The 22,889-nt window shown below is 71.7% G+C and carries 20 protein-coding genes; 8 read left to right on the top strand and 12 right to left on the bottom strand.

Annotated features, from left to right (window positions below; all coding sequences use genetic code 11):
- Positions 1 to 15 precede the first annotated feature (15 nt).
- The 9 genes from lptB to ACLBYB_RS07965 form a co-directional block, all read right to left on the bottom strand.
- Positions 16 to 867, bottom strand: coding sequence for an LPS export ABC transporter ATP-binding protein (gene lptB, locus ACLBYB_RS08005; RefSeq protein WP_419149853.1), 852 nt, complete (start codon positions 865 to 867; stop codon positions 16 to 18).
- Between the two features lie 8 nt (positions 868 to 875).
- Entirely contained in the window at positions 876 to 1,547 is a 672-nt protein-coding gene (locus ACLBYB_RS08000) for an LptA/OstA family protein (protein WP_056531813.1), read from the bottom strand.
- Positions 1,544 to 2,263: an LPS export ABC transporter periplasmic protein LptC gene (lptC, locus tag ACLBYB_RS07995; protein ID WP_042671243.1), complete on the bottom strand. Its 720-nt coding sequence runs from the start codon at positions 2,261 to 2,263 to the stop codon at positions 1,544 to 1,546. Before lptC ends, ACLBYB_RS08000 begins: the two co-directional genes overlap by 4 nt.
- A gap of 229 nt (positions 2,264 to 2,492) precedes the next feature.
- Positions 2,493 to 4,325 carry a molecular chaperone HtpG gene (gene htpG / locus ACLBYB_RS07990; RefSeq protein ID WP_447698436.1) on the bottom strand — a complete coding sequence of 611 codons (1,833 nt, stop codon included), beginning with the start codon at positions 4,323 to 4,325 and terminating at the stop codon, positions 2,493 to 2,495.
- A gap of 131 nt (positions 4,326 to 4,456) precedes the next feature.
- Positions 4,457 to 6,340, bottom strand: coding sequence for a potassium transporter Kup (locus ACLBYB_RS07985; RefSeq protein WP_447698567.1), 1,884 nt, complete (start codon positions 6,338 to 6,340; stop codon positions 4,457 to 4,459).
- A gap of 279 nt (positions 6,341 to 6,619) precedes the next feature.
- Positions 6,620 to 7,492 carry a carboxylating nicotinate-nucleotide diphosphorylase gene (nadC, locus tag ACLBYB_RS07980; RefSeq protein ID WP_042671249.1) on the bottom strand — a complete coding sequence of 291 codons (873 nt, stop codon included), beginning with the start codon at positions 7,490 to 7,492 and terminating at the stop codon, positions 6,620 to 6,622.
- Positions 7,489 to 9,003, bottom strand: coding sequence for an L-aspartate oxidase (locus ACLBYB_RS07975; RefSeq protein ID WP_447698435.1), 1,515 nt, complete (start codon positions 9,001 to 9,003; stop codon positions 7,489 to 7,491). Before ACLBYB_RS07975 ends, nadC begins: the two co-directional genes overlap by 4 nt.
- Positions 9,000 to 10,016: a quinolinate synthase NadA gene (gene nadA / locus ACLBYB_RS07970; RefSeq protein WP_447698434.1), complete on the bottom strand. Its 1,017-nt coding sequence runs from the start codon at positions 10,014 to 10,016 to the stop codon at positions 9,000 to 9,002. The genes ACLBYB_RS07975 and nadA overlap by 4 nt, the downstream gene beginning before the upstream one ends.
- A 138-nt stretch (positions 10,017 to 10,154) precedes the next feature.
- Positions 10,155 to 10,979, bottom strand: coding sequence for an aldo/keto reductase (locus ACLBYB_RS07965; RefSeq protein ID WP_447698433.1), 825 nt, complete (start codon positions 10,977 to 10,979; stop codon positions 10,155 to 10,157).
- Positions 10,980 to 11,239: 260 nt separating this feature from the next.
- On the opposite strand from ACLBYB_RS07965, the gene paoA reads away from it, so the two are divergent.
- From paoA to ACLBYB_RS07945, 4 genes are all read left to right on the top strand, one after another.
- A complete protein-coding gene (gene paoA / locus ACLBYB_RS07960; RefSeq protein ID WP_447698432.1) occupies positions 11,240 to 11,896 on the top strand; it encodes an aldehyde dehydrogenase iron-sulfur subunit PaoA in 657 nt (218 codons plus the stop codon).
- A gap of 10 nt (positions 11,897 to 11,906) precedes the next feature.
- The gene (locus ACLBYB_RS07955; RefSeq protein ID WP_132366029.1) at positions 11,907 to 12,881 is read left to right on the top strand and encodes an FAD binding domain-containing protein; all 975 of its coding nucleotides are present in this window, start codon (positions 11,907 to 11,909) and stop codon (positions 12,879 to 12,881) included.
- A gap of 21 nt (positions 12,882 to 12,902) precedes the next feature.
- On the top strand, positions 12,903 to 15,125 hold the full coding sequence (locus ACLBYB_RS07950; protein ID WP_447698431.1) for a molybdopterin cofactor-binding domain-containing protein: 2,223 nt from the start codon (positions 12,903 to 12,905) through the stop codon (positions 15,123 to 15,125).
- A 108-nt stretch (positions 15,126 to 15,233) separates the two neighbouring features.
- Positions 15,234 to 16,775, top strand: a complete 1,542-nt coding sequence (locus tag ACLBYB_RS07945) for an acyl-CoA synthetase (protein ID WP_447698430.1) — start codon at positions 15,234 to 15,236, stop codon at positions 16,773 to 16,775.
- Between the two features lie 15 nt (positions 16,776 to 16,790).
- On the opposite strand, the gene mgtE is transcribed toward ACLBYB_RS07945, so the two are convergent.
- The gene (gene mgtE / locus ACLBYB_RS07940; protein ID WP_447698429.1) at positions 16,791 to 18,203 is read right to left on the bottom strand and encodes a magnesium transporter; all 1,413 of its coding nucleotides are present in this window, start codon (positions 18,201 to 18,203) and stop codon (positions 16,791 to 16,793) included.
- 393 nt (positions 18,204 to 18,596) lie between these two features.
- On the opposite strand from mgtE, the gene pqqA (ACLBYB_RS07935) reads away from it, so the two are divergent.
- The 3 genes from pqqA (ACLBYB_RS07935) to ACLBYB_RS07925 all read left to right on the top strand — a co-directional run bounded on the left by pqqA (ACLBYB_RS07935) (position 18,597) and on the right by ACLBYB_RS07925 (position 19,969).
- Complete coding sequence (gene pqqA, locus ACLBYB_RS07935; protein ID WP_007559223.1) at positions 18,597 to 18,686, top strand: pyrroloquinoline quinone precursor peptide PqqA; 90 nt, start codon at positions 18,597 to 18,599, stop codon at positions 18,684 to 18,686.
- A gap of 80 nt (positions 18,687 to 18,766) precedes the next feature.
- Positions 18,767 to 18,856 carry a pyrroloquinoline quinone precursor peptide PqqA gene (pqqA, locus tag ACLBYB_RS07930; protein WP_020090597.1) on the top strand — a complete coding sequence of 30 codons (90 nt, stop codon included), beginning with the start codon at positions 18,767 to 18,769 and terminating at the stop codon, positions 18,854 to 18,856.
- A gap of 159 nt (positions 18,857 to 19,015) precedes the next feature.
- Positions 19,016 to 19,969, top strand: a complete 954-nt coding sequence (locus tag ACLBYB_RS07925) for a class I SAM-dependent methyltransferase (protein WP_447698428.1) — start codon at positions 19,016 to 19,018, stop codon at positions 19,967 to 19,969.
- 4 nt (positions 19,970 to 19,973) lie between these two features.
- Here the strand turns inward: ACLBYB_RS07925 and ACLBYB_RS07920 are convergent, their stop codons facing one another.
- Both ACLBYB_RS07920 and ACLBYB_RS07915 read right to left on the bottom strand, forming a co-directional pair.
- A complete protein-coding gene (locus ACLBYB_RS07920) occupies positions 19,974 to 21,221 on the bottom strand; it encodes a NupC/NupG family nucleoside CNT transporter (RefSeq protein WP_447698427.1) in 1,248 nt (415 codons plus the stop codon).
- A gap of 57 nt (positions 21,222 to 21,278) precedes the next feature.
- A complete protein-coding gene (locus ACLBYB_RS07915; protein ID WP_447698426.1) occupies positions 21,279 to 21,968 on the bottom strand; it encodes a TetR/AcrR family transcriptional regulator in 690 nt (229 codons plus the stop codon).
- 74 nt (positions 21,969 to 22,042) lie between these two features.
- Here ACLBYB_RS07915 and ACLBYB_RS07910 point away from each other — a divergent pair, with 74 nt between their 5' ends.
- A complete protein-coding gene (locus ACLBYB_RS07910; RefSeq protein ID WP_447698425.1) occupies positions 22,043 to 22,888 on the top strand; it encodes an SDR family NAD(P)-dependent oxidoreductase in 846 nt (281 codons plus the stop codon).
- Position 22,889: the final 1 nt, after the last annotated feature.

The following is a 22,889-nucleotide window of genomic DNA, read 5'->3' as shown; positions in this document are numbered from 1 at the left end:
GCGGGCGCGGCCGGCCTAGAGCCGGAAATCCTCGCCGAGATAGAGCCGGCGCGCGTCCGGGTTCGCCACGATCTCCTCGGGCGTGCCCTCGGTGAGGATGCGGCCGGAATGGGCGATGTAGGCGCGGTCGATCAGGCCCAGCGTCTCGCGGACGTTGTGGTCGGTGATCAGCACGCCGATGCCGCGCTGCTTCAGGTGCTTCACGAGGTCCTGGATGTCGCCGACCGCGATCGGGTCGATGCCCGCGAAGGGCTCGTCCAGCAGCATGAAGGTCGGCGACGAGGCGAGCGCCCGGGCGATCTCGCAGCGCCGCCGCTCGCCGCCCGAGAGCGCGATCGAGGGCGACTTGCGCAGGCGCGCGATGTCGAACTCCTCGAGCAGCGAGTCGAGCTTGCGCGCGCGCGCCTTGCGGTCCGGCTCGACCACCTCCAGCACCGCCCGGATGTTGTCCTCCACGGTGAGCCCGCGGAAGATCGAGGCCTCCTGCGGCAGGTAGCCGATCCCGAGCCGCGCCCGCTGGTACATGGGCAGGTGCGTGATCGGCAGGCCGTCCAGGGTGATGTGGCCGCGATCGGCCGCCACCAGCCCGGTGATCATGTAGAAGATCGTGGTCTTGCCGGCGCCGTTCGGCCCGAGCAGCCCGACGGCCTCGCCGGTGCGCACGGTGAGGCCGGCCTCGTGGACGACCGTGCGGGCGCCGTAGCTCTTGCGCAGGCCGCGCACGCTGAGGATGCCGAGACCGCCCTCCTCGGCCGCGGACCAGCCGTCGGCCTCGGCCGGCTGTTCGGCCTGCCGCGCGCGCCGGCCGAACAGCCGGCCGAGCCAGCCCGTCCGGGCCGGCTCCTGCGGGCCCGCCTGGAACGCCACGGCGCCGCTCAATCGACCTGCGCCTTCGGCCTGGGCGGCGGCTGGCTGCAGCCCTTCGCCTTGCCGTCCTTGGCGTCGGACTTCTCGCCGGGCACGAACAGGGCCGAGACGCGGCCGCCCGCAACGGGGTCCATGTTCGCGCGCCCGGTGTTCATGTCGTAGACGAGCCGCTGCCCGCGGGTGACGTTCTGGCACTGGCTCAGGACGACGTTGCCGGTCAGCACGATCCGCTTGGCGTCCTGGTCGAACACCGCGTGATCGCCCGTGGCGACTTGGTCCTTCTGCACCACCGTCACCGGCCCGGCGCAGTCGACCTTCTGGATCCCGTTCTCGGCGGGGTTCCGCGGCGCCGCGTCGGCGCCCTCGTCCCGCGCCTCGGGCTTGGCGTCGCCCTTGGCGCCCTTGCCCGGCGCGTCCTTGCCGCGCTTGTAGGTCACCGTCATGGTCGAGCAGCGGATGGTGCTGTCGCCCTGCACGGCCACGACGTTGCCGGCGAAGACCGCCTTGTTCTCTCGGTCGAACACGTCGAGCCGGTCGGCGTCGATCTTGATCGGATCCTTGCCGCCGCCGCCGATATTGCCGAAGGGCGAATCCTTGCGCGCCGGCTTCTCGGCCAGCGCCGGACCGGCGAGGACCAGCCCGGCCGCCAGGGCGGCGCAGAGGAGGCGGGCGGCGCTCATCGGGCACCGTCCGCGGCTTCGGCGTCCGAGGTCAGGATGCGGGCCTGGGGCTTCTCCCCCGGCGCGTCGCTGACGATGACCACGTGGACGTTGCCCACGAAGGAGATCCGCTTGCCGTTCTCGACGACGTCGAGGGTGTCGGCCTTCACGTTGGCCCGCGCGCTCGAGACGGTGACGGGCTCCTGCGAGCTGATGGAGCCGGTCTTGAACGCGACGGCGGCGGAGCGCAGGCGCGCCTCCTCGCCCTTGTCGGTCCAGATGCGGATGTCGTCCTTCAGGTCGAGCGCCTCGCGGGCGGTGTCGAACAGGCCCGACGTCGCCGAGAGGCGGGCGATGCCGCCCTGGTCGTCGGTGGCGATGTGGCCGCGCATCTGCTGCAGCTCGATCTGGCTCGGCTTGCGGACGTCCTGGAGGGCGGCGTCGGCCGTCACCTCGTAGCCGCGCGTGCCCTGGCGGAAGCCCGAGAGCCGCGGGTTCTCCATGCGGACCTTGGAGCCGGCCAGCGTCACCGGGCCGACCGAGACGCCCGGCAGCTGCGCCGCGAAGGGATTGAACAGGTAGCCCAGCAGCAGCGCCACCGCGCCGCCGGCGACCACCGGAATCAGCCGGCGCATGGTGCGCACGCGTCCGCTGTGGCGGTACGCCCGGGCGTGGGCCCGGGTCCGCGCCGCCGCGACCGCCTGTCCGTTGCCGGCTTCAGCCTCGACCGGGTTCATGCAGCGTCCGTGAGGCGCGCCCGAGGCGCGCGAGAGGGTTCGGCTCAGACGCCTGCGGCCCCCACCGCGCCCGCGCCTTCGGCCGGGCAATGATCCCGACCGGTGGCGAAGTTATGGCTCGACCATTTCCGAATGATCAACCGAACCCACAATCATCCCGAACGGATGTGTGTGGAGACACACGCCGCGCGCGGCCTCCCGGCAGCGCGCGGCGCGGGTCTCCGTAGTCCTACGCGCCCCGCGCGGCCGCGAGCGCCGCCGCCACCGTGCGGGCGAAGGCCGCCGGGTCGCGGGGGCTGTCGCCGTCCTGGATGCGGGCGAGGTCGAGGAGCGTGCCGGCGGCCTGCGGCACCTCCGATTCGGGTGCCGCGGCCAGCGCCCGAATCAGCGGGTGGCGCGGGTTGATCTCTAGGACCGGCTGCCCGGCACCGGCCCGCCCGGCCCGGCGCATGAGCCGCTGCATCTGCAGGTCGGGTCCGCCGGTGCCGGCCGAGAGGACCACGGCCGAATCGACGAGCCGGTCGGTGGTGCGCACGTCCGAGACCTCGGCGCCGAGGGCCGTCTTCACGGCGGCGACGAAGGCGTCGATGCCCTCCGGCGCCTCCGGCTGCTCGCCATCCGGCGCGAACTTCGACAGGTCGAGGCCGCCCTTGGTGATCGAGCGGAGCGGCTTCTCGTCGAAGGTGCCGAGCTGATCGGGCCAGAAGGCGTCGACGTGGTCGGAGAGGAGCAGCACCTCGAGGCCGCGGGCCCGGAAGCCCTCCAGCTGCGGCGACGACTTGAGCGCCTCGGCGTCGTCGGCGACGAGGTAGTAGATCGCCTCCTGGCCGTCCTTCATGCGGGACACGTAGTCGGGCAGCGAGGTCCAGCCCTCGACCGCCGAGGAGCGGAAGCGCAGGAGCGGCGCGATCTCGCCCCGGCGCTCGAAATCCTCGTAGATGCCCTCCTTGAGGACGGGGCCGAAATTCTCCCAGAAGGACTGGTAGCCCTCCGCGTCCTTGGCGCGGGTGGTGAGTTCGGAGACGACGCGCCCGGTGACCGCGCGGCGGATCCGGGCGAGCGCCGGGGTCGATTGCAGCATCTCGCGGGAGACGTTCAGCGGCAGGTCCTCGGTGTCGACGACGCCCTGGACGAAGCGCAGCCACGGCGGCAGCAGCTCGGCCTCGTCGGTGATGAACATCCGCCGGACATGCAGCCGGACCTTGCTCTGCCGCTCGTTCTCGAGGGCCTGGAACGGCTTCGAGCCGGGAATGAACAGAAGCGCGGAGAACTCGAGCTGCCCCTCGGCGCGCCAGTGGAGCGTCGCCCACGGCTTGTCGAAGTTCATGCCGATGGAGTGGTAGAATTCCTCGTACTGCTCCTCGGTGACCTCGGACTTCGCCTTGCGCCAGAGCGCGGTGCCCTGGTTGGCCGACTCGTCCTTGCCGTCGCGCACGACCGCGATCGGCACCGTGATGAAGTCGGCCCATTTCCGCACGAGATGGTCGAGGCGGTAGGGCTCGAGGTACTCGTCGGCATCCGCCTTGAGGTGCAGCACGATGTCGGTGCCGGGCTCGGCCCGCGTCGCCGGCTCCAGCGTGTAGCTGCCCTGTCCCTCCGAGGCCCAGGTCCAGGCCTCGTCGCTGCCGGCGCGGCGCGACGTGACGGTGACGCGGTCGGCGACCATGAAGGCCGAGTAGAAGCCGACGCCGAACTGGCCGATCAGGCTCGGCCGGTCCTCGGCCTTGGCGGATTCGAGCGTCTGCGAGAAGGCCCGCGTGCCGGAGCGCGCGATGGTGCCGAGGTTGGTGGCGAGATCCTCCTTGGTCATGCCGATGCCGGCGTCCGACACGGTCAGGGTCCGCGCCTCCTTGTCGGGCGCGATGCGGACCTTGGCGTCCGGCGGCAGCGCGCTCGCCGCCGAGGTCAGGGCCTCGAACCGCCGCCGGTCCATGGCGTCGGCCGCGTTGGCGACGAGTTCGCGCAGGAAGATCTCGCGGTCGGAGTAGAGCGCGTGCACGACGAGGTCGAGGAGGCGTCCCACCTCCGCCCCGAATTCGTGCCGCTCGATCGTCTCGCTCACGGGTGATGCCTCCGCTGTGGGGAAATTGCGGTGGCGATATGCTGGCGAACGGGGCCGTTTTCAATGCGAAAGACGGCCGGCCCCGGCCTCCGACGCGCGCCTCGGGCAGCGCCCCCGCGCGCCGCGGCCGGTCAGATCTCGATCTCGGTGCCCACCTCGACGATCTGCCGGGTCGGCAGGCCGAAATGGGCGCCGGTGCGCTCGGCGTTCCGCTTCATGAAAGCGAACAGGCCCTCCCGCCACGGCGCCATGCCGGGATGGGTCGGTGACGGGATCACCACCTCGTGGCCCACGAAATACGTCATGTCCTCCAGATATTCCGGCGGCAGCAGCCCGCTCGCCACCGCGCATTGCAGCCCCTCGGGGATCGAGGCGGTCTGCATGAAGCCGTAGCGCAGCACGACGCGCTCCATGCCGGGCGTGTACTTCGAGATCGCCTTGCGGATCCCCTGCGCCACCAGCGTGACCTGCGCCCGCTCGCTCGCCGGGATCACCGGCTCCTCCTCGTAGACGACGGTGATCAGCAGGATCCGCTCGTGCAGGCAGCGGCTGCGCTCCAGCAGGCGGCCGAGCGCCATCGGGATGCCCTCGGTGGCGGCGGTCAGGAAGGCCGCAGTGCCGGGCAGCGTCACCGGCGGGTGCGAGCCGAGGCTGGAGAGGAAGGAGGCCTCGGACATGCGCATGGTCTGGCGGACGGATTCGAGGACGTGGTTGCCCTTCATCCAGGTCAGCATCAGGAAGGCGACCACGCCGGCGAGCAGCAGCGGAAACCAGCCGCCCTCGAACAGCTTCACGCTGTTGGCGGAGAAGAACACGAGGTCGATGCCGAGGAAGAAGCCGTTGACCGCGAGGACCAAGACCGGGTTGTAGCCCCAGCGGAGCGCGATCAGCGCGGCGAGCAGCGTGGTGATGCCCATGAGCGCCGAGACCGCGATGCCGTAGGCGCCGGCCAGGGCGTCGGAGGAGCCGAACACCACCACGGCCGTCAGGGTCGCCACGGCGAGCAGCCAGTTCACCGCCGGCACGTAGATCTGGCCGCGCTCGTCCTCATCGGTGTGCACCACCCGCATCATCGGCATGAAGCCGAGCTGGATCGACTGCTGGGTGAGCGAGTAGACGCCCGAGATCACCGCCTGCGAGGCGATGACGGTCGCCATCGTGGCGAGCGCCACCAGCGGGTAATGCGCCCAGTCCGGCGCGAGCCGGTAGAACGGGTTCTCGATCGCGCTCGGGTCGGCGATGATCAGCGCGCCCTGGCCGCAATAGTGGATCAGCAGCGCCGGTAGCACGAGGCCGAACCACGCGATCCGGATCGCCGGGGCGCCGAAATGGCCGAGATCGGCGTACATCGCCTCGCCGCCGGTCACCGCCAGGAAGGCCGCGCCGAGCATCAGGAAGCTGACATGCGAGCCGGCATGGATCAGGAAGTCCACCGCCCGGAACGGGTTGGCCGCCGCCAGGATCTCCGGCGCGTGCAGGATGCTCGGGACCGCGAGCAGGACCAGGACGACGAACCAGACGAGCATGACCGGCCCGAACACCCGCCCGATGGCGGCGACGCCCTTGTGCTGGACCAGGAACAGCCCGACCAGGATGGCGAGGGTGATCGGCACGACGTACGGCCCGAGCGCCGGCGCGTCGATCTTCAACCCCTCGATCGCCGACAGCACCGAGATCGCCGGCGTGATCGCGCCGTCGCCGTAGAGCAGCGCCGCGCCCACCAGCCCGACCACCAGCAGCAGCGCCTTCCACGTCCCCGGCCTGGCATGCCGCGCGCCGAGCAGCGCCAGCATGGCGACGATGCCGCCCTCGCCGCGGTTGTCGGCGCGCAGGATCAGCACCGCGTATTTCAGCGACACGATCAGGATCAGCGACCACAGGATCAGCGACACCGCGCCGGTGGCCGCCGCCGGCACCGAGGCGCCGCCGCTGGTCGCGGCCTTCACCGCCTCCTTGAACGCGTAGAGCGGGCTCGTGCCGATATCGCCGTACACGACGCCCAGCGCGCCCAGCATCAGCGCGCCGCCGGGCCCGTGCCGGACCGCGCCGGGCTTGCGTGCCACCGGCGCCGCCGGACGATCGACCGCCGGGGCAGCCGCGGAAGGCAGGGCTTGGCTCACGGTCGGGTCCGGTCGATGGCGTCGCGGTTGGCCGAAATCTTAGCGAGTCGGTCGCGCGGCGATAGACTCGGCAGATCTCCCGAGCGACCGCGGCGAAGACTTGTCACCCGAACGTGATGACAGTCGAGCGACCGCTTCGGCCCCGCCGCGCCGGCGGCGCGCGGGGCCCGCCGGTCAGGCGGCGTCGAGCCCCAGGTCGATGATCGCCGCCGAATGGGTGATCCAGCCGCAGGAGATCAGATCGACCCCCGAGGCCGCGACGGCCCCGACCGTCTCGCGGGTGATCCGGCCCGACGCCTCGGACAGGGCGCGCCCGTCGATCATCGCCACGGCGCGGCGGAGCAGGTCGGGCCCCATATTGTCGAGGAGCACCGCGTCGATCCCGACCGACAGGGCCTCCTCCAGCTGCTCCAGGCTGTCGACCTCGCACTCGATCTTCACCAAGTGGCCGGCCCGGGACCGGGCGCGCTCGATCGCCGGGACGATGCCGCCGGCCACCGCCACGTGGTTGTCCTTGATCAGCACCGCGTCGTCGAGGCCGAAGCGGTGGTTCGAGCCGCCGCCGGCCCGGACCGCGTGCTTCTCCAGGGCGCGCAGGCCCGGCGTCGTCTTGCGGGTGCAGACGATCGAGGCCTTGCCGTGCGGGCGCGCGGCCTCGACGAGGCCGTGGGTGGCGGTGGCCACGCCCGACATCCGGCAGAGCAGGTTCAGCGCCACGCGCTCGGCCGTCAGGATCGCCCGCGCCGGCCCCTCGAGGCGCAGCACCACGTCGCCCGGCGCCACGCGGGCGCCGTCGCCGCGCTCGACCGTCACGCTGACGGCCGGGTCCACCAGCGCGAAGGCGATGGCGGCGGCGTCGGTGCCCGAGATGACGCCGTCCTGCCGGGAGGCGATCACGCCGCGCATCCGCTCGCCCGGGGGGACGATGGCGTCGGTGGTGATGTCGCCGGCCCGGCCGAGATCCTCCAGCAGGGCGGCGCGCACCACGGGCTCCACGAGGAGCCGCGGCAGGGGGAGGATCTCATCGGAGAGAACCGACTGGGTCATGGCGTCAGCGCCTCCTCGGCGGACGGGGTCGCGGCGATCGGGTCGGCCAGCGCGGCCTCGGTGTGCGCGGCCGCGGCGAGATGGGGGAAGTCGCTGCGCCAGTGGGCGCCGCGGCTCTCCCGGCGGCCGAGCGCACCGCGGGCGATGAGCAGCGCCACGAGGGCGGCGTCGCAGGTCTCAGCCCCCGCCTCGAGGACGGCGACGGCTTCCTCGAGGCCGGCGGCGTCGCGCACGACGCCGACCCTGCGCTCCATCAGCGCGCGGATCGCCGGCAGGTCGCCGGCGGCACGGACAGACACGGCCTCGGGCACGATCGCGGCGGGCGGCGGCGTGTCGAGCCCGTCGGCGATGAAGCGCGCGTAGGCGAGGCCCTCCAGCAGGGAGTTGCTGGCGAGCCGGTTGGCGCCGTGGAGGCCCGTCGAGGCGACCTCGCCGCAGGCGTAGAGGCCCGGCACCGAGGTGGCGCCGTACGCGTCCACCTTCACGCCGCCCATGTGGTAGTGCGCCGCCGGGCGGACCGGGATCGCCTGCACGGCCGGGTCGATGCCGGCAGCGGCGCAGAGCCCCGCCACGGTCGGGAACCGCGTCGGCATCGCGGCGCCGAGCGCGCCGCGGGCGTCGAGGTAGACCGTGCGGCCCCGCTGCAGCGCCTGGAAGATGCCGCGGGCGACCACGTCGCGCGGCGCGAGGTCGCCGCCCGCGATGCCGGCCATCACGGCGGCGCCGGTCTCGTCGATGAGGCGGGCGCCCTCGCCGCGCAGGGCCTCGGTGGCGAGCGGCATCGGGTCGGCGCCGGCCGCGATGGCGGTCGGGTGGAACTGCACGAACTCCATGTCGCGCATCACCGCGCCGGCCCGGGCGGCGAGCGCCAGCCCGCGGCCGACGGCGCCCGGCGGGTTGGTGGTCGCCGCGTAGAGGGCGCCGACGCCGCCGGTGGCGAGCACCACCGCGCGGGCCGGGATGCGGAACAGCGCGCCGTCGCGCTCGGCGACGATGCCGGCCACCGCCCCGCGCGTGTCCCGGAGCAGGTCGCAGGCCCGCGCCGTGACGACCTCCACGGACGGCGCCGACAGCACGGCCCGGACGAGCCCTTCGAGGACGCGGGCGCCGGTGGCGTCGCCGCCGGAGCGGACGATGCGGCGGCGACCATGGGCCGCCTCGAGCCCGAGGGCCAGCGCGCCGTCGTCGGTGCGGTCGAACGGGACGCCGATCCGCACGAGCCAGTCGATCAGCGCGGGGCCCTCCGCGGCGACCCGGAGCGCCACGTCGGGCTCGGCGAGCCCGGCGCCGGCGGCCTCCGTGTCGGCGGCGTGGAGCGCCGCCGCGTCGTCGGCGCCGACCGCGGCCGCGATGCCGCCCTGGGCCCAGCCGGTGGCGGTGCCGAGGCCGAGGGCCGAGGCCGTGACCAGCGTCACCGGGCGGGGCGCGAGGCGCAGCGCGACGCTGAGGCCCGCGACGCCGCCGCCGACCACGACGACGCGGTCGGCGCTGTTCGGGGAGATCGCGTTCATCGTGTGCGCACCTCGAGCATGCGCTCGACCGCGGCCCGGGCGCGGTCGGCGAGCGCCGGGTCGACCGTGACCTCGTGGGTCATCGTCTCGAGCGACCGCCGGATGTTGCGCAGGCTCATCCGCTTCATGTGCGGGCACATGTTGCAGGGCTTGATGAACTCGATGTCCGGGTTCTGCGCCGCGATGTTGTCCGCCATGGAGCACTCGGTGACGAGCACCACTTGCTTCGGCCGCTTCTCGACGACGAAGTCCATCATCATGGCGGTGGAGCCGGAGAAGTCCGACTCGGCCACCACGTCGGGCGGGCATTCCGGGTGCGCGATCACCGTCACGCCGGGATAGCTGTCGCGGACGTCGCGGATGTCGGCCGGTGTGAAGCGCTCGTGCACCTCGCAGTGGCCGGCCCAGGTCAGGATCTCGACCTCCGGGATCTCGGCCTGGACGTTCTGCGCGAGGAACTCGTCGGGGATCATGAGGACGCGGGGGGCGTTCAGCGACCTGACCACCGCGACGGCGTTGCCGGAGGTGCAGCACAGGTCGGACTCGGCTTTCACGGCCGCCGAGGTGTTCACGTAGGTCACGATCGGCACGCCCGGATACTTGGCGTGCAGGCCGCGCACGTCCGCGGCGGTGATCGAATCGGCCAGCGAGCAGCCGGCGCCCAAGTCGGGGATGAGCACGGTCTTGCTCGGGTTCAGGAGCTTGGCCGTCTCGGCCATGAAGTGGACGCCCGCCAGCACGATCACGTCGGCGTTCACGTTCACCGCCTCGCGGGCCAGCGCGAGGCTGTCGCCCACGATGTCGGCCACCGTGTGGAAGATCTCGGGCGCCTGGTAGTTGTGCGCCAAGATCACGGCGTTGCGCTCCCGCTTCAGGCGCAGGATCGCCTCGATGTCGGGGGCGAGCGCCGGCCACTCGATCGCGGGGACGTGCCGGCTGACGCGTGCGTACAGATCCGGAAGGGGCAGGCCCGGGATCGTCGTGCGGGAGACGGGTGCAACGGTCGCCGTCATGGCGTCCTCCATTATGCTCAGTTTGAGCATTGTGCCGTCTAACTTATGGGGACCGGACGCGCCTGTCCAGATATGCTAGCTGTGAGCATAAATCTTTTGCGGTGCGATGTTACGCTGCGCTGCCGAAGGCTCGAGCGCTCAGCAGAAGGTCGCCGGGTCAGGTCCGATCCGGCCGTCGGCCCGGTCAAGGCCGGCGATCCGTGCCATCTCGTCCGCGCCGAGCTCAAAATCGAACAGCGCGATATTTTCGGCGATGCGCCGCGGGGTGGCGGTCTTGGGGATCGCCACGCATCCTATCTGGATCTGCCAGCGGAGCACCACCTGGGCGGGCGTCTTCCCGTGCGCTTCCGCGATTGCGAGGATGACCGGGTCGTTCAGCTCCTTGCCCCGGCCCAGCGGGCTCCACGACTCGGTCACGATCCCGTGACGGGCGTCCTCCGCGCGCGGTTCTTTGCGCTGGAAATAGGGGTGCAGCTCGATCTGGTTGACGGCCGGGGCCACGCCGGTCTCGCCGATCAGCGTGGCGAGATGCTCGGGCGAGAAGTTCGACACGCCGATGGACTTCGCGCGGCCCTCCTTCCGGAGCTCGATCAGCGTCTTCCAGGTCTCGACGAACAGGCGACGCTGCGGGCACGGCCAGTGGATCAGGTACAGGTCGACATACGGGAGACCGAGTTGCCGCAGGCTCTCGTCGAAGGCGCGCCTCGCCTCGTCGCGGCCCTGGCGATCGTTCCAGAGCTTCGTGGTGAGGAAGATCTCCTCGCGGGGGATCCCCGCGTCCCGGATGCCGCGCCCGACGCCCACCTCGTTGCCGTACGCCGCGGCCGTGTCGATCAGACGATAGCCGGCGCGGAGGGCCTGTCCGACGAGATCCGGAGCCTGGGCGTCCGAGAGCTGCCAGCAGCCGTAGCCGATCTGCGGGATGTGTCGGCCGTCGTTGAGCGGCAGGGTCGGGATAGCCATGAGGCGAGACTCCGGTGTCGTGGTCCGATCAACCCAAACGCTCGCAGCGGGACGCGTTCCAAGGCGTCGCCCTTCTCGCGAGCGCAGCGAAGCAAGGAGGGAGCGATCGGGTCACGACCTGGGTCCAGCGCCCGTAGCGGCGGAGCCGCGCTGAACGGGCGCAGTCTGGACAGGATCTAATCCAGCCGGCCGCACGTTGGCGCACCAGATTCCAAGCTGCGCGCGGCGTTCCACGCGCGGTGCACGGGCTGGATGGCAGCATGACAGACGCGACCCCGACGAAGCCGCTCGCGCTGACGCGGCGAGCCGTGGTGGAGGGCTGTGCGGTGGCCGGCGCACTCGGCGCCCTCGGGTTCCGGCCCGGTCCCGCGATGTCCGCGGCGGCGCCGGGCGATCCGGCTCCGCAGACCATGCCGGTGCGGCTCACCATCAATGGCCAGCCGCACGATCTCGTCCTCGACACCCGCACGACGCTCCTCGACGCCCTGCGCGAGCACGTCGCGCTCACCGGCACCAAGAAGGGCTGCGATCACGGCCAGTGCGGGGCCTGCACGGTCCTGGTCGACGGCCGGCGGATCAATTCCTGCCTGACGCTCGCGGCGATGCACGAGGGCGACCCGATCACCACGATCGAGGGCTTGGCGGATGGGGACAAGCTCCACCCGATGCAGGCGGCGTTCCTGGAGCATGACGGCTTCCAGTGCGGCTACTGCACGCCGGGCCAGATCTGCTCGTCGGTCGGCATGCTGAACGAGGCCAAGGCCGGCTGGCCGAGCCACGTCACCGAGGACGTCGCGGCGACTCCGACGCTCAGCGACGCCGAGATCCGCGAGCGGATGAGCGGCAACATCTGCCGCTGCAGCGCCTACCCGAACATCGTCGCGGCGATTCGCGACGCCGCCGCCACCAAACTCTGAGGAGGCGGAGATGAAGGCCTTTGCCTACGAGCGCCCCGCCACCGTGCAGGACGCCGCGAAGCTCGCGGCCGAGCGGCCGAACGCCAAGTTCATCGCTGGCGGCACCAACCTTCTCGACCTGATGAAGCTCCAGATCGAGACCCCGGCGACGTTGATCGACGTCAACCGGCTGCCGCTCGACACGGTCGAGGCGACGCAGGATGGCGGCCTGCGCATCGGCGCGCTCGTCCGCAACGCCGACCTGGCCGCCGACCCGCGGGTCCGGAAGGACTACGCCGTGCTGGCGAAGGCGCTGCTCGCCGGCGCCTCGGGCCAGTTGCGCAACAAGGCGACGACGGCCGGCAACCTGCTCCAGCGGACGCGGTGCTACTATTTCTACGACACGGCCATGCCCTGCAATAAGCGTGAGCCCGGCTCGGGCTGCTCGGCGATCGGCGGGTTCAACCGCATCATGGCGGTGGTCGGCGCGAGCGAGGCCTGCATCGCCACCAACCCGTCCGACATGAACGTCGCCATGCGGGCCCTCGACGCGACGGTGGAGACCGTCAACCCGGACGGGCAGGCGCGCAGCATCCCGATCGCCGACTTCCACCGGCTGCCCGGCGACACGCCGCAGGTCGAGACCGAGTTGCGCAAGGGCGAGATCATCACGGCCGTGACGCTGCCGAAGCCGGTGGCCGGCACACACATCTACCGGAAGGTCCGCGACCGGGCGTCCTACGCGTTCGCGACCGTGTCGGTGGCCGCCGTGATCGCGGGCGCCGAGGGTGGCAAGCCCCAGGCCGCGCGGCTCGCCTTCGGGGGGCTGGCGCACAAGCCCTGGCGGGTGGCCGAGGCCGAGGCGGCGCTGGTGCAGACCGGCTCGGCCGACGCTGCCGCCGACGCGGTGCTCAAGGGCGCCCGCGGCTACGGCAGCAACGACTTCAAGATCCCGCTGACGCGCCGGACCCTTCGGGCCGTCGTGGCGCAGGCGACCCGCGCGTAGATCCCGGCAAGGACCGTTCCCATGGAGATGAACCAGCCGATCGGCCGGACGCCCCTCGACGACCGGCCTGACGGCCTCGTCGGCAAGCCCCTCGACCGGGTCGAGGGCAAGCTCAAGGTCACGGGCCACGCGCCCTACGCGTACGAGACTCGGGCCCTGAAGAACCCCGCCTACGGCTTCATCGTGCCTGCCACGATCGCTTCCGGCACGATCCGGTCGATCGACGCGGAGGCCGCCCGCAAGGCGCCCGGCGCGATCCTGGTGATGACCCACGAGAACGTGCCCGAGCAGGGCGAGAAGAAGGAGCAGGTCTGGCCGCAACTCCAGGGGACGGAGGTCCGGTTCTACGGGCAGCCGGTCGCCTTCGTGGTCGCCGAGACCTTCGAGCAGGCGCGCGCCGCCGCGATGCTGGTCAAGGTCCGGTACGACGCGGCCAAGCCCAAGGGGCTGCTCAAGGACAGCCTGGCGGCGGCCTACGAGCCGAAGCCGGTCAACTCGCCGCCGGATTCCAAGCTCGGCGACTTCGACGCCGCCTTCGCGGCCGCACCGGTCAAGCTCGACGTGGACTACGTCACGCCGAACCAGATCCACGTGCAGATGGAGCCGCACGCCACCATCGCGTCCTGGGAGGGCGACGGGGTCGTGCTCTACACGGCCAACCAGATGCCGAACCGGGGCCAGAAATCCCTCGGCTCGGTGCTCAAGCTCCCCCCCGAGAAGGTGCGGATCGTCAGCCCCTATATCGGCGGCGGCTTCGGCGCGAAGCTGCAGGTCCAGCCGGAGGCGACGCTCGCGATCCTGGCCTCGAAGGTGATCCAGCGTCCCGTGAAGGTCGCGCTCACCCGGCAGCAGGAGTTCCACGTCGCGACCCACCGGACTGACACGATCCAGCGGATCCGCCTCGGCGCCGACCGCGACGGCCGTCTCTCCGCGATCAGCCACGAATCCTGGTCCGACACCGCCGAGGGCGACGGGTTCTTCGAGACCTCGGCCAACGTCACCCGCTCCCTGTACGCCGCGCAGAACCGCGTGACGCGCCATCGGCTGGTCAACCTCAACATGCCGATCGCCTCGGCGATGCGCGCTCCCGGGGAGGCCGTAGGCCAGCTCGCCTTCGAGTGCGCCATGGACGAGCTTGCCGAGCAGCTGAAGATCGACCCGATCGAACTCCGGGTGCGCAACGAGCCGGCCGAGGATCCCGAGAAGAAGGTCCCGTTCTCGACCCGCAAGCTGGTGCCCTGCATGCGCGAGGGCGCGCGCCTGTTCGGCTGGGACAAGCGGCAGGCCGCGGGCTCCCGGCGCGAGGGCAACTGGCTCGTCGGCATGGGCATGTCGGCGGCCGCGCGCCTCAACCCGCTGATGCCGTCCGCCGCGAAGGTCCGCCTCGGGCCGGACGGCGTGCTGGTGGTGCGGATGGCGATGACCGATCCCGGCACCGGCACCTACACGATCCTCACCCAGATCGCCGGCGAGATGCTGGGGCTGCCGCCCGAGCGCGTGCGGGTCGAGATGGGCGACACCGACTTCCCGTTCGCGGCCGGCTCCGGGGGATCCTTCGGCGCCGGCTCGGCGGGCTCGGCGCTCTACGTCGCCTGCGACAACCTCCGGCAGGCCCTGCTCAAGGCCGGCGACCTCAACCCGGACGGCGCCACCTTCCGCGACGGCGCGGTCACGTCCGGCAACCGCACCGAGTCGCTCACCGATCTCGCCAAGTCCGGGCTGGAGGCCTCCGGCGAGATCAAGCCCGGCGAGATGAAGCAGAAGTTCTCGCAGTACTCGTACGGGGCGCACTTCGCAGAGGTCGGGGTCGACGTCGATACCGGTGAGATCCGGCTGCGGCGGATGCTCGGCGTGTTCACCGGCGGGCGCATCCTCAACGCCAAGACCGCGCGCAGCCAAGCGATCGGCGGCATGACCTTCGGCGTCGGCGCGGCGCTGATGGAGGATGCCGTGGTCGATCCGCGCTACAGCTTCTTCGTCAACCACGACATGGCCGAGTACCACGTGCCGGTCCACGCCGACCTCCCGGAGATCGACGCGGTGTTCCTGCCGGAGCTCGACGACAAGGCGAACCCGCTGAAGAGCAAGGGGCTCGGTGAGCTCGGCATCTGCGGCGCCGGCGCCTCGCTCGCCAACGCGATCTACAACGCTACCGGGATTCGGGTCCGCGACTACCCGATGACCCTCGACAAGATGCTCAAGGGCTTCGAGGAGCAGGAGGGCCAGGCGCAGCGGCGGACCTGAGGGCCAGACTGCCCGGGGGCCGTGCTCGCCGGCGGGGCGACGGCCCCAGTTGACGCAGGCGCGCCCAGGCGGGACACCCGGCGAAAAGCCGCCCGCGGGGAGCGCCCGGTGTCCGACAGCCAGCACGATGACCACCGTCCGCCGGCCCGCTTCAACGCGGCGCGGTACTGCCTCGCCGAGAACGCGCGCCTGCGTCCCGACAAGACCGCCCTGGTGATGGTCGGCGACGGCACCGCGGACCGCCTCAGCTTCGGCGAAGTCGAGCGGGCGGTGCGCGGCATCGCGGCGGGTCTCCTCGGCCTCGGCCTGAGGCCCGGCGACCGGGTGATGATCCGGATGGGCAACGAGGCCGACTACGTCCTCGTCTACTTCGGCGCCCTGGCGGCCGGCCTCGTGGCGCTGCCGTCCTCGCCGCAGCTCACCGTAAGCGAGGCGGCGTTCCTCATGGACAATTCCGGGGCCGCCGCCGTGGTGATCGGAAGCGGCTGCACGGTCGCGCCCGAGGCCCTGGGCGGGCGCCTCCTGCTCGACGCCGCCGCGGTCTCTGCCCTGAAGGCTGGCCCGCCCCTGCCCGACTACGCCGACACCGCCGCCGACGACCCGGCGATGCTGATCTACACGTCCGGCACGACCAGCCGGCCGAAGGGCGTGCTGCACGCGCACCGCGCCGCCTACGGCCGCCGCCCCATGCTCGACCACTGGCTCGGTCTCACCGAATCCGACGTGATGCTCCACGCCGGCACCATGAACTGGACCTACACGCTGGGCGTCGGCCTGAGCGATCCCTGGTCGGTGGGCGCGACCGCGGTGCTCTACAACGGCCCGCGCGATCCCGGGGTCTGGCCGCGCCTGATCGCGGCGTACGGCGCGACCCTGTTCGCCGCCGTCCCGACGCTTTACCGCCAGATCCTCAAGTACGGCGACCTCGGCGCCCACGACCTGTCGAGCCTCCGCCACGGCTGCACGGCCGGCGAGCCCCTCGCGGTGGAGCTGCTGGAGGCTTGGCGGCAGGCCACCGGCAAGCCCCTCTACGAGGCGCTGGGGATGAGCGAGATCTCGACCTACATCTCCAGCGGCCCGACCATCCCGGTGCGCCCCGGCTCGCCCGGCAAGCCGCAGCCGGGCCGGCGGGTGGCGATCCTGCCCGTGGCGGGCGAGCCCGTGCCGCTGCCGGCCGGAGAGAGCGGGCTCCTCGCCGTCCACCGGACCGAGCCTGCGCTGATGCTCGGCTACTGGAACCGGCCGGAGGAAGAGGCGGAGGTCATGCGCGGCGACTGGTTCGTCGGCGGCGATCTCGCGCGCCTCGACGCCGACGGCTACCTCTGGTTCGAGGGCCGCAACAACGACCTGATGAAGGCGATGGGCTACCGGGTCTCGCCGAACGAGGTCGAGGCGGTGCTGTCGACCCACCCGTCCGTGGCGGAGGTGGGCGTCGCCGAGTTGCCGGTGCGGGCGGACGTCTCGGTCATCTGCGGCTTCGTGGTGCTGCAGGCGGGCACCGAGCCCGACGCGGAGGCCCTGCTCGCGTGGTGCGCCGAGCGGCTCGCCGCCTACAAGCGCCCGCGGGAGATCCGCTTCCTCGACGCCCTGCCGCGCACGGCGAACGGCAAGGTCCAGAGGAAGCGGCTGGCCGAGGCGGTCACGGGATGATGCGCGGGGCCCTTCCTACAGCAGCGTCCCGCGCAGGATGAGCAGCGCCACCGAGAAGTAGATGACGAGGCCGGTGACATCGACCAGCGTCGCCACGAAGGGCGCCGAGGCGGTGGCCGGATCGAAGCCGATCCGCTGGAGCAGGAACGGCAGCATCGAGCCCGACAGCGACCCGAACGTCACGATCCCGACGAGCGCCGCGCCCACCGTGGCGGCGACCAGAGGCCAGTGTTCGCCGTAATCGTAGAGCCCGAGTTTCTGCCACGCGACGATTCGGATCACCGCGATCACCCCGAGGATTGCGCCGAGCAGCATCCCGGTCGGCAGTTCCCGCAGCGCCACCCGCCACCAGTCGCGCAGGCGGATCTGGTGCAGCGCCAGGGCGCGGATCAGCAGCGAGGTCGCCTGCGAACCCGAATTGCCACCCGAGCTCATGATCAACGGGATGAACAGCGTCAGGACGATCGCCTTCTCCAGCTCGCCCTCGAAGCCCTGCATGGCCGAGGCCGTGAGCATCTCCGACAGGAACAGCGCGCAGAGCCAGCCGGCCCGCTTCCGGATCATCGTGAAGAAGCCGATATCCATGTAGGGCTCCGGCAGGGCCTCCATGCCGCCGAAGCGCTGCACGTCCTGCGTCTGCTTCTCGATCATCGCGTCGATCATGTCGTCGACGGTGACGATGCCGATGACGTGCCCCACGGCGTCGACCACCGGCAGGGCCAGGAGGTCGTACTTGGAGATCAGCCGGGCCGCTTCCTCGCGGCTGGCCGTCGGCGAGACGGCGAGCGGCCGGCGCCCCGGGGCGACGCTGAGCACGTTGTCACCCGGATCCCCCGAGATCAGGCGGCGAAGGGGCACCGCCTTGGTGAGCGCGCGGGTGCGCGGGTCGAGTACGAAGATCGCGTAGATCGTCTCGCGGGTCTTCTCCACGTGGCGGATGTGCTCCAGCGTCTGGCCGACCGTCCAGGTGCCCGGAACCGTGACGAACTCAGTGGTCATCAGCGAGCCGACCGTCTCCTCGCCGTAGGCTGAGAGCCGGTCCACGGCGCCGCGGGTCTCGGCGTCGAGGCGGGCACGCAGGTCGGAGCGGCCCGGCTCCTCGATCTCGCGGAACACGTCTGTGACCCGGTCGGCCGACATGCCCGACAGGTAGCCCGCGACCCGGTCCCGCGGCAGCATCTCGATGATGTCGGCGGCGCAGTCGAGTTCCGGCTGGTCCAGCACCTCGATCGCCCGCTCCAGCGGCAGGCCGAGCAGGATGGCGGCGGCGACCTCGGGTGCTTCGTCGTTCAGGGCCTCGACGATGTCGGGCGCCCGTTCGTCCGACAGGCGGGCGGCCAGCACGGAGGGATCGACGCGCGTATCGAAGGGGGCGATCTCGTTCATGGCCTCGCCTCGTGGGTTACGAGGCGACGCGGCGCCGGTCATCCTGGGTCTGGGCCGTGGCCGGCCGCCGCGTCGGTCGCCCCGCGGCCGGGCCTCTCAGCGGCTCAGGCGGAACGACGGCACGGGGCCGGGCACGGCAGGCACGATCGGTCGGGCACGTCGCTTCGCGGGTCGCTGCTGGAATGGGAGCGCGACACCGTCGAGGACACCGTCGCGCGGGTGCGTCGTGCGCCCGGGCGCGGGGCCCGTCAAGCCGAAACCGCGCCCATCCGCAGCCGATGCCGAACAGGGCTCCGGCGGGTGGCCGCGCGGCCACGGAACGACCCCGCGCCGCCCACGGCCAGGCTCCCTATGAGAAATATAAGTGTTGTGCTCGCTTGTATTGCGTCCAAGATATTGCCTATATGGATCGCAGCAACAGCGAGGAGAAACGCCATGGCTTGGTCTGCCCCGATCGTGTCCGAAATCTGCGTCGGCATGGAAGTCACCAGCTACGAGTCCGCCGAGATCGACACGTTCAACTAAGTCGCGCGCGGCCCAGAGCGCGGTTCGCTCCGGCCTTCGTGGCCTCTCTATCCATCGCATCAACTCACCTGGAGGAAATCATGGCTTGGTCCGCCCCCGTCGTCTCCGAGATCTGCGTCGGCATGGAAGTCACCAGCTACGAGTCCGCTGAGATCGACACCTTCCACTAAGACGTCGCTCTGACGTTTCCGGGCGCTGCTTCATCCGAAGCGGCGCCTTTTTCTTTGCGCGCTCGACACGAGCCGCGCCTCGGCTTGACGGGCCGCACCAAACCTGTGCCGCTGCGGCGCCCCGGACCAGCCGGGCCTGCGGAGCGAGCGAGGACCAGTTTGGCGGACAGCGCGCACACGGCCGATCGGTCGATCCCCCCCTGCCCGATCACCGGTGCCCCCGCTCTGCGCTGCGTCGAGCGCCTGGACGCCGGCTTCCTGACGCTCCTCTGGCACTATTCCGGCCGCGTCGATGTCGGGCCGCTACTCCGCCCCGCCGGCACGTTCCGGCTCTGGGAATCTCCTACGGGACTGATCTTCTTCGATCCGCCGGTGGCCGGCGACGCGGCCTTCTACCGGGCGTTCTACGGCCGGATCGCCGCGCACGATAAGCTCGCCGGCCCGGAGACGGAGCGCCTGGAATTCCGCCAGGCCGCCGCGCACGTCCCGTCCGGAGCCCGGGTGCTCGATGTCGGCTGCGGCCACGGCGGGTTCCGCGCCTACGTGCCGGACGCCACCTATACCGGCCTCGATCCGAACTTCTCCGCCGAGGACCCGACCGGCGCGATCCTCGACGAGACCGTGGAGGCACACGCGGCGCGCGTCGGGCCGGTCTACGACGTCGCCTGCGCGTTCCAGGTGATCGAGCACGTCGCGGACCCGCTGGGTTTCGCCCGGGCGCTCGCGGCCTGCGTCAAGCCGGGCGGCGTGGTCCTGATCGGCACGCCGCTCTGGCCCTCGCCCAACACCACGATCCCGAATTTCGTCATCAACGCGCCGCCCCACCACCTGACGTGGTGGACGCCCAGAGCCCTGGAGGCCCTGGCCGGGACGCTCGGCTGCACGCCCGAGGCCGTCCACGCCATCGGCATGGACCGGCACGATTCGCTGATCCACTGGATGGCCAAGGTCAGCCCCGTCCGCTGCCGCGACCGCTTCTTCCGGCGGACGTGGTCCTGGGCGGCGGCGCTCGCCTTCGCGTACGGCGTCGGCGCCGTCCTCGACCGCGTCCTGCCGGTGCCGAAGCGGACCCGCCCGAACGCGCTGCTGCTCGCGGCGCGCAAGGCGGCCTGACCCGTCACGCCACGAACAGCCCCGCGATCGCCGCGCTCGTGAGGTTCGACAGCGTCCCCGCGAGGATGGCCCGCAGGCCGTACCGGGCGACCTCCGAGCGTCGCTCCGGGACGAGGCTGGAGAAGCTCGCGAGCTGGATCGCGATCGACGCGAGATTCGCGAAGCCGCACAGGGCGAAGCAGACGATGGCCTGCGCCCGCGGCTCGAGGGTTCCGGCTTTCAGGACCGGCGACAGGTTGGCGTAGGCCAGGAACTCGTTGAAGGCGAGCTTCTGGCCGATCGCCCCGCCGACCAGGGTCGCCTGGTCCCAGGGCACGCCGAGCAGCCACGCCAGCGGGGCGAGCGCCCAGCCGAGCACGCCCTCGAACGAGGCGGACGGGTAGCCGATCCAGCCGCCGAGGGTGCCGAACAGGCCGTCCGCCAGCGCGATCAGCCCGACGAAGGCGATCAGCATGGCCCCCACCGAGACCGCCACCGCGAGCCCCTTCTGAGTGCCGTCGGCCGCCGCCTCGATGATGTTGGCCGCTCGCGTCTCGCCGAACTCCACCCGGGTGGTGGCGATCCGGGTCGGCTCCGTCGAGGGCATCAGGATCTTGGCGTAGACGAGGCCCCCCGGGATCGCCATCACGGAGGCCGCGAGCAGGTAGGTCATGGGCACGCCGAGCGCCGCATAGCCGGCCAGGATCGAGCCCGCCGTCGACGCGGCGCCGCTCGACATGACGGCGAACAGCTCGGCGCCGGTCAGCAGGGCGAGGAACGGGCGCAGGGCGACGGCGATCTCGCTCTGGCCGATGGCGATCGTGATCACCGCCGAGAACGACTCGATCGGCGAGGTGCCGAGGATCCGCCGGAGCACGGCGCCGAGCCCGCGGGCGAGCGCCTGCATCACGCCGAGATGGTAGAGCACGCCGATCAGCGCGGAGACGTAGAGGATCTGCGGCAGGACCCGCAGCGCCAGGATGAAGCCCGAGCCGCCGAACAGCTCGAACATCTTCGGCTCGACGAGGCCGCCGAACAGGAAGGCCGTGCCGCGGTCGCCGTAAGAAAGCACGGTCACGACCGCGTCCGCGGCGGCGCGCAGCGCGGCCTGCCCGGCGGGCAGGAATAGGACCAGCGCGCCGAGACCGACCTGCAAAGCCAGCCCCGTGAGGACTACGCGGGGACTGATCGCCCGCCTGTTCGTCGAGAATAGGAACCCGACCGCGAGCAGCACGAGCAGGCTGAGGCCGGCATGGGTCAGGCGGTCGAGCATCGCGTCCTTCGGGTCCGAGCTTGGCCGGAGCGCATGGAAGGATCGGGCCAGTGGCCGTCAAGTAGGGCTCTCGGGCGCGAGATAGGGCGCGAAGAGGTCGCGGACCTGCGCGAAGCCCCAGTCCCGATCCGCTTCCGTCAGGGCGGTGCCGCCCTGGAGACGGTGGCTCATCCAGTGGCTCGACACGATCCAGGCGTTGTCGATGAGTCGCCCGAGCGCGTCCGGGGAAACGCGCAGCCGCCCCGCCCGCACGGCCGCCTCGAACACGGCGCGGGCCAGCGCCTGGGTCTCGGCCCGCAGCGCGTGCACCCGGGCGCGCAGGGCCGGCGCGATCTCCACCATGGCGATACCGTCGCGGTAGACGCAGCGGTAGCGCCACATCAGGTCGAACCACGCCCTCTGGTAGGCGAGCAGCGCCTCCGGCGCCGCGGGGTCGGCGGGCATCCGGCCCGCCACCGCCACGGCCTCGGTCTCGAAGGCCGCGAACAGGGCTTCGACGAGGCCGCGCTTGCGCGGGAAATGGTACTGCAGATTGCCCTCGCGGATCCCCGCCGCGGCCGCGATCTCCGCCGTCGTGACGTGGCCGAGGCCGCGGGCATTGAACAGCGCGAGGCTGACGGCGAGGATCCGGGTGCGCGTGTCGGGCGACGCGGCCGCGGGACCGGGCTCCCGGCCGACCTCCCGCTCGCGCTCGACCCTCCGACCCTCGCCCCGCGACATGACCCCGTCCCCGTCTAGGGTGTTCACCCTAGACAATCCGGCAGGCGGGGCCTATCCCCCGTGGACGATCCGATCCAGATCGGCGGCACGGGGGGCGCGGTTTGGCACAGCGGTTCCAACTCGCGGGCGCGGTGGCCCTGATCACCGGGGCGGCGAGCGGCATCGGCGCGGCGCTGGCCGAGGGCCTCGCCGCGAAGGGCTGCACCCTTCTCCTGGTGGACCGAGACGAGATCGGCCTCGCGGCCGTCGCCGCGAAGATCCGCGGCGTCACGGTGGAGACGCGCGTCCTCGACCTCACGGATGCCGAGGGGATCCGCGCGCTGCCCGCCTGGGTCGCGGAGCGGTCCGGGCATCTCGACCTCCTCATCAACAATGCCGGCGTCGCCCTCGGCGGCCGGTTCGACGAGACGCATCTCGACGATTTCGAATGGCTGCTCGACATCAACCTGCGCGCCGTCGTGCGGATGTGTCACGCCTTCCTGCCGATGCTCCGCGCCCGGCCGGCGGCGCAGATCGTCAACTTGTCGAGCCTGTTCGGTCTGATCGCGCCGCCGGGCCAGGTCGCCTACTGCACCAGCAAGTTCGGCGTGCGCGGCTTCTCGGAGGCGCTGCGGCACGAGTACGCCGGCACCGGCCTCGGGGTGACGGTGGTCCACCCGGGCGGCGTCGCCACCGCCATCTCCCGCAACGCCCGCGGCCGGCGGCCGCCGAGCGATCCGGAAGCTGCGAAGCGCGCGGCCGTAGAGGACGAGGAGGCGCGGGAGGCGTTCGGCAAGCTCCTGACCCTGGCGCCCGCCGACGCGGCCGCCGCCATCATCCGCGGCATCGAGGCCCGGGCGCCCCGGATCGTCATCGGCAAGGACGCGAAGAACGCCGCGCTGATCCAGCGGCTGATGCCGGTGGGCTACTGGAAGACGATCGTGCGCCTGTCCGGCGGGACGCTCTGAG

The organism is Methylobacterium sp. D54C (genome assembly GCF_053345595.1).
Note: the sequence above shows the minus strand (reverse complement) of the source record. Positions and strands in the feature narration are given on the sequence as shown.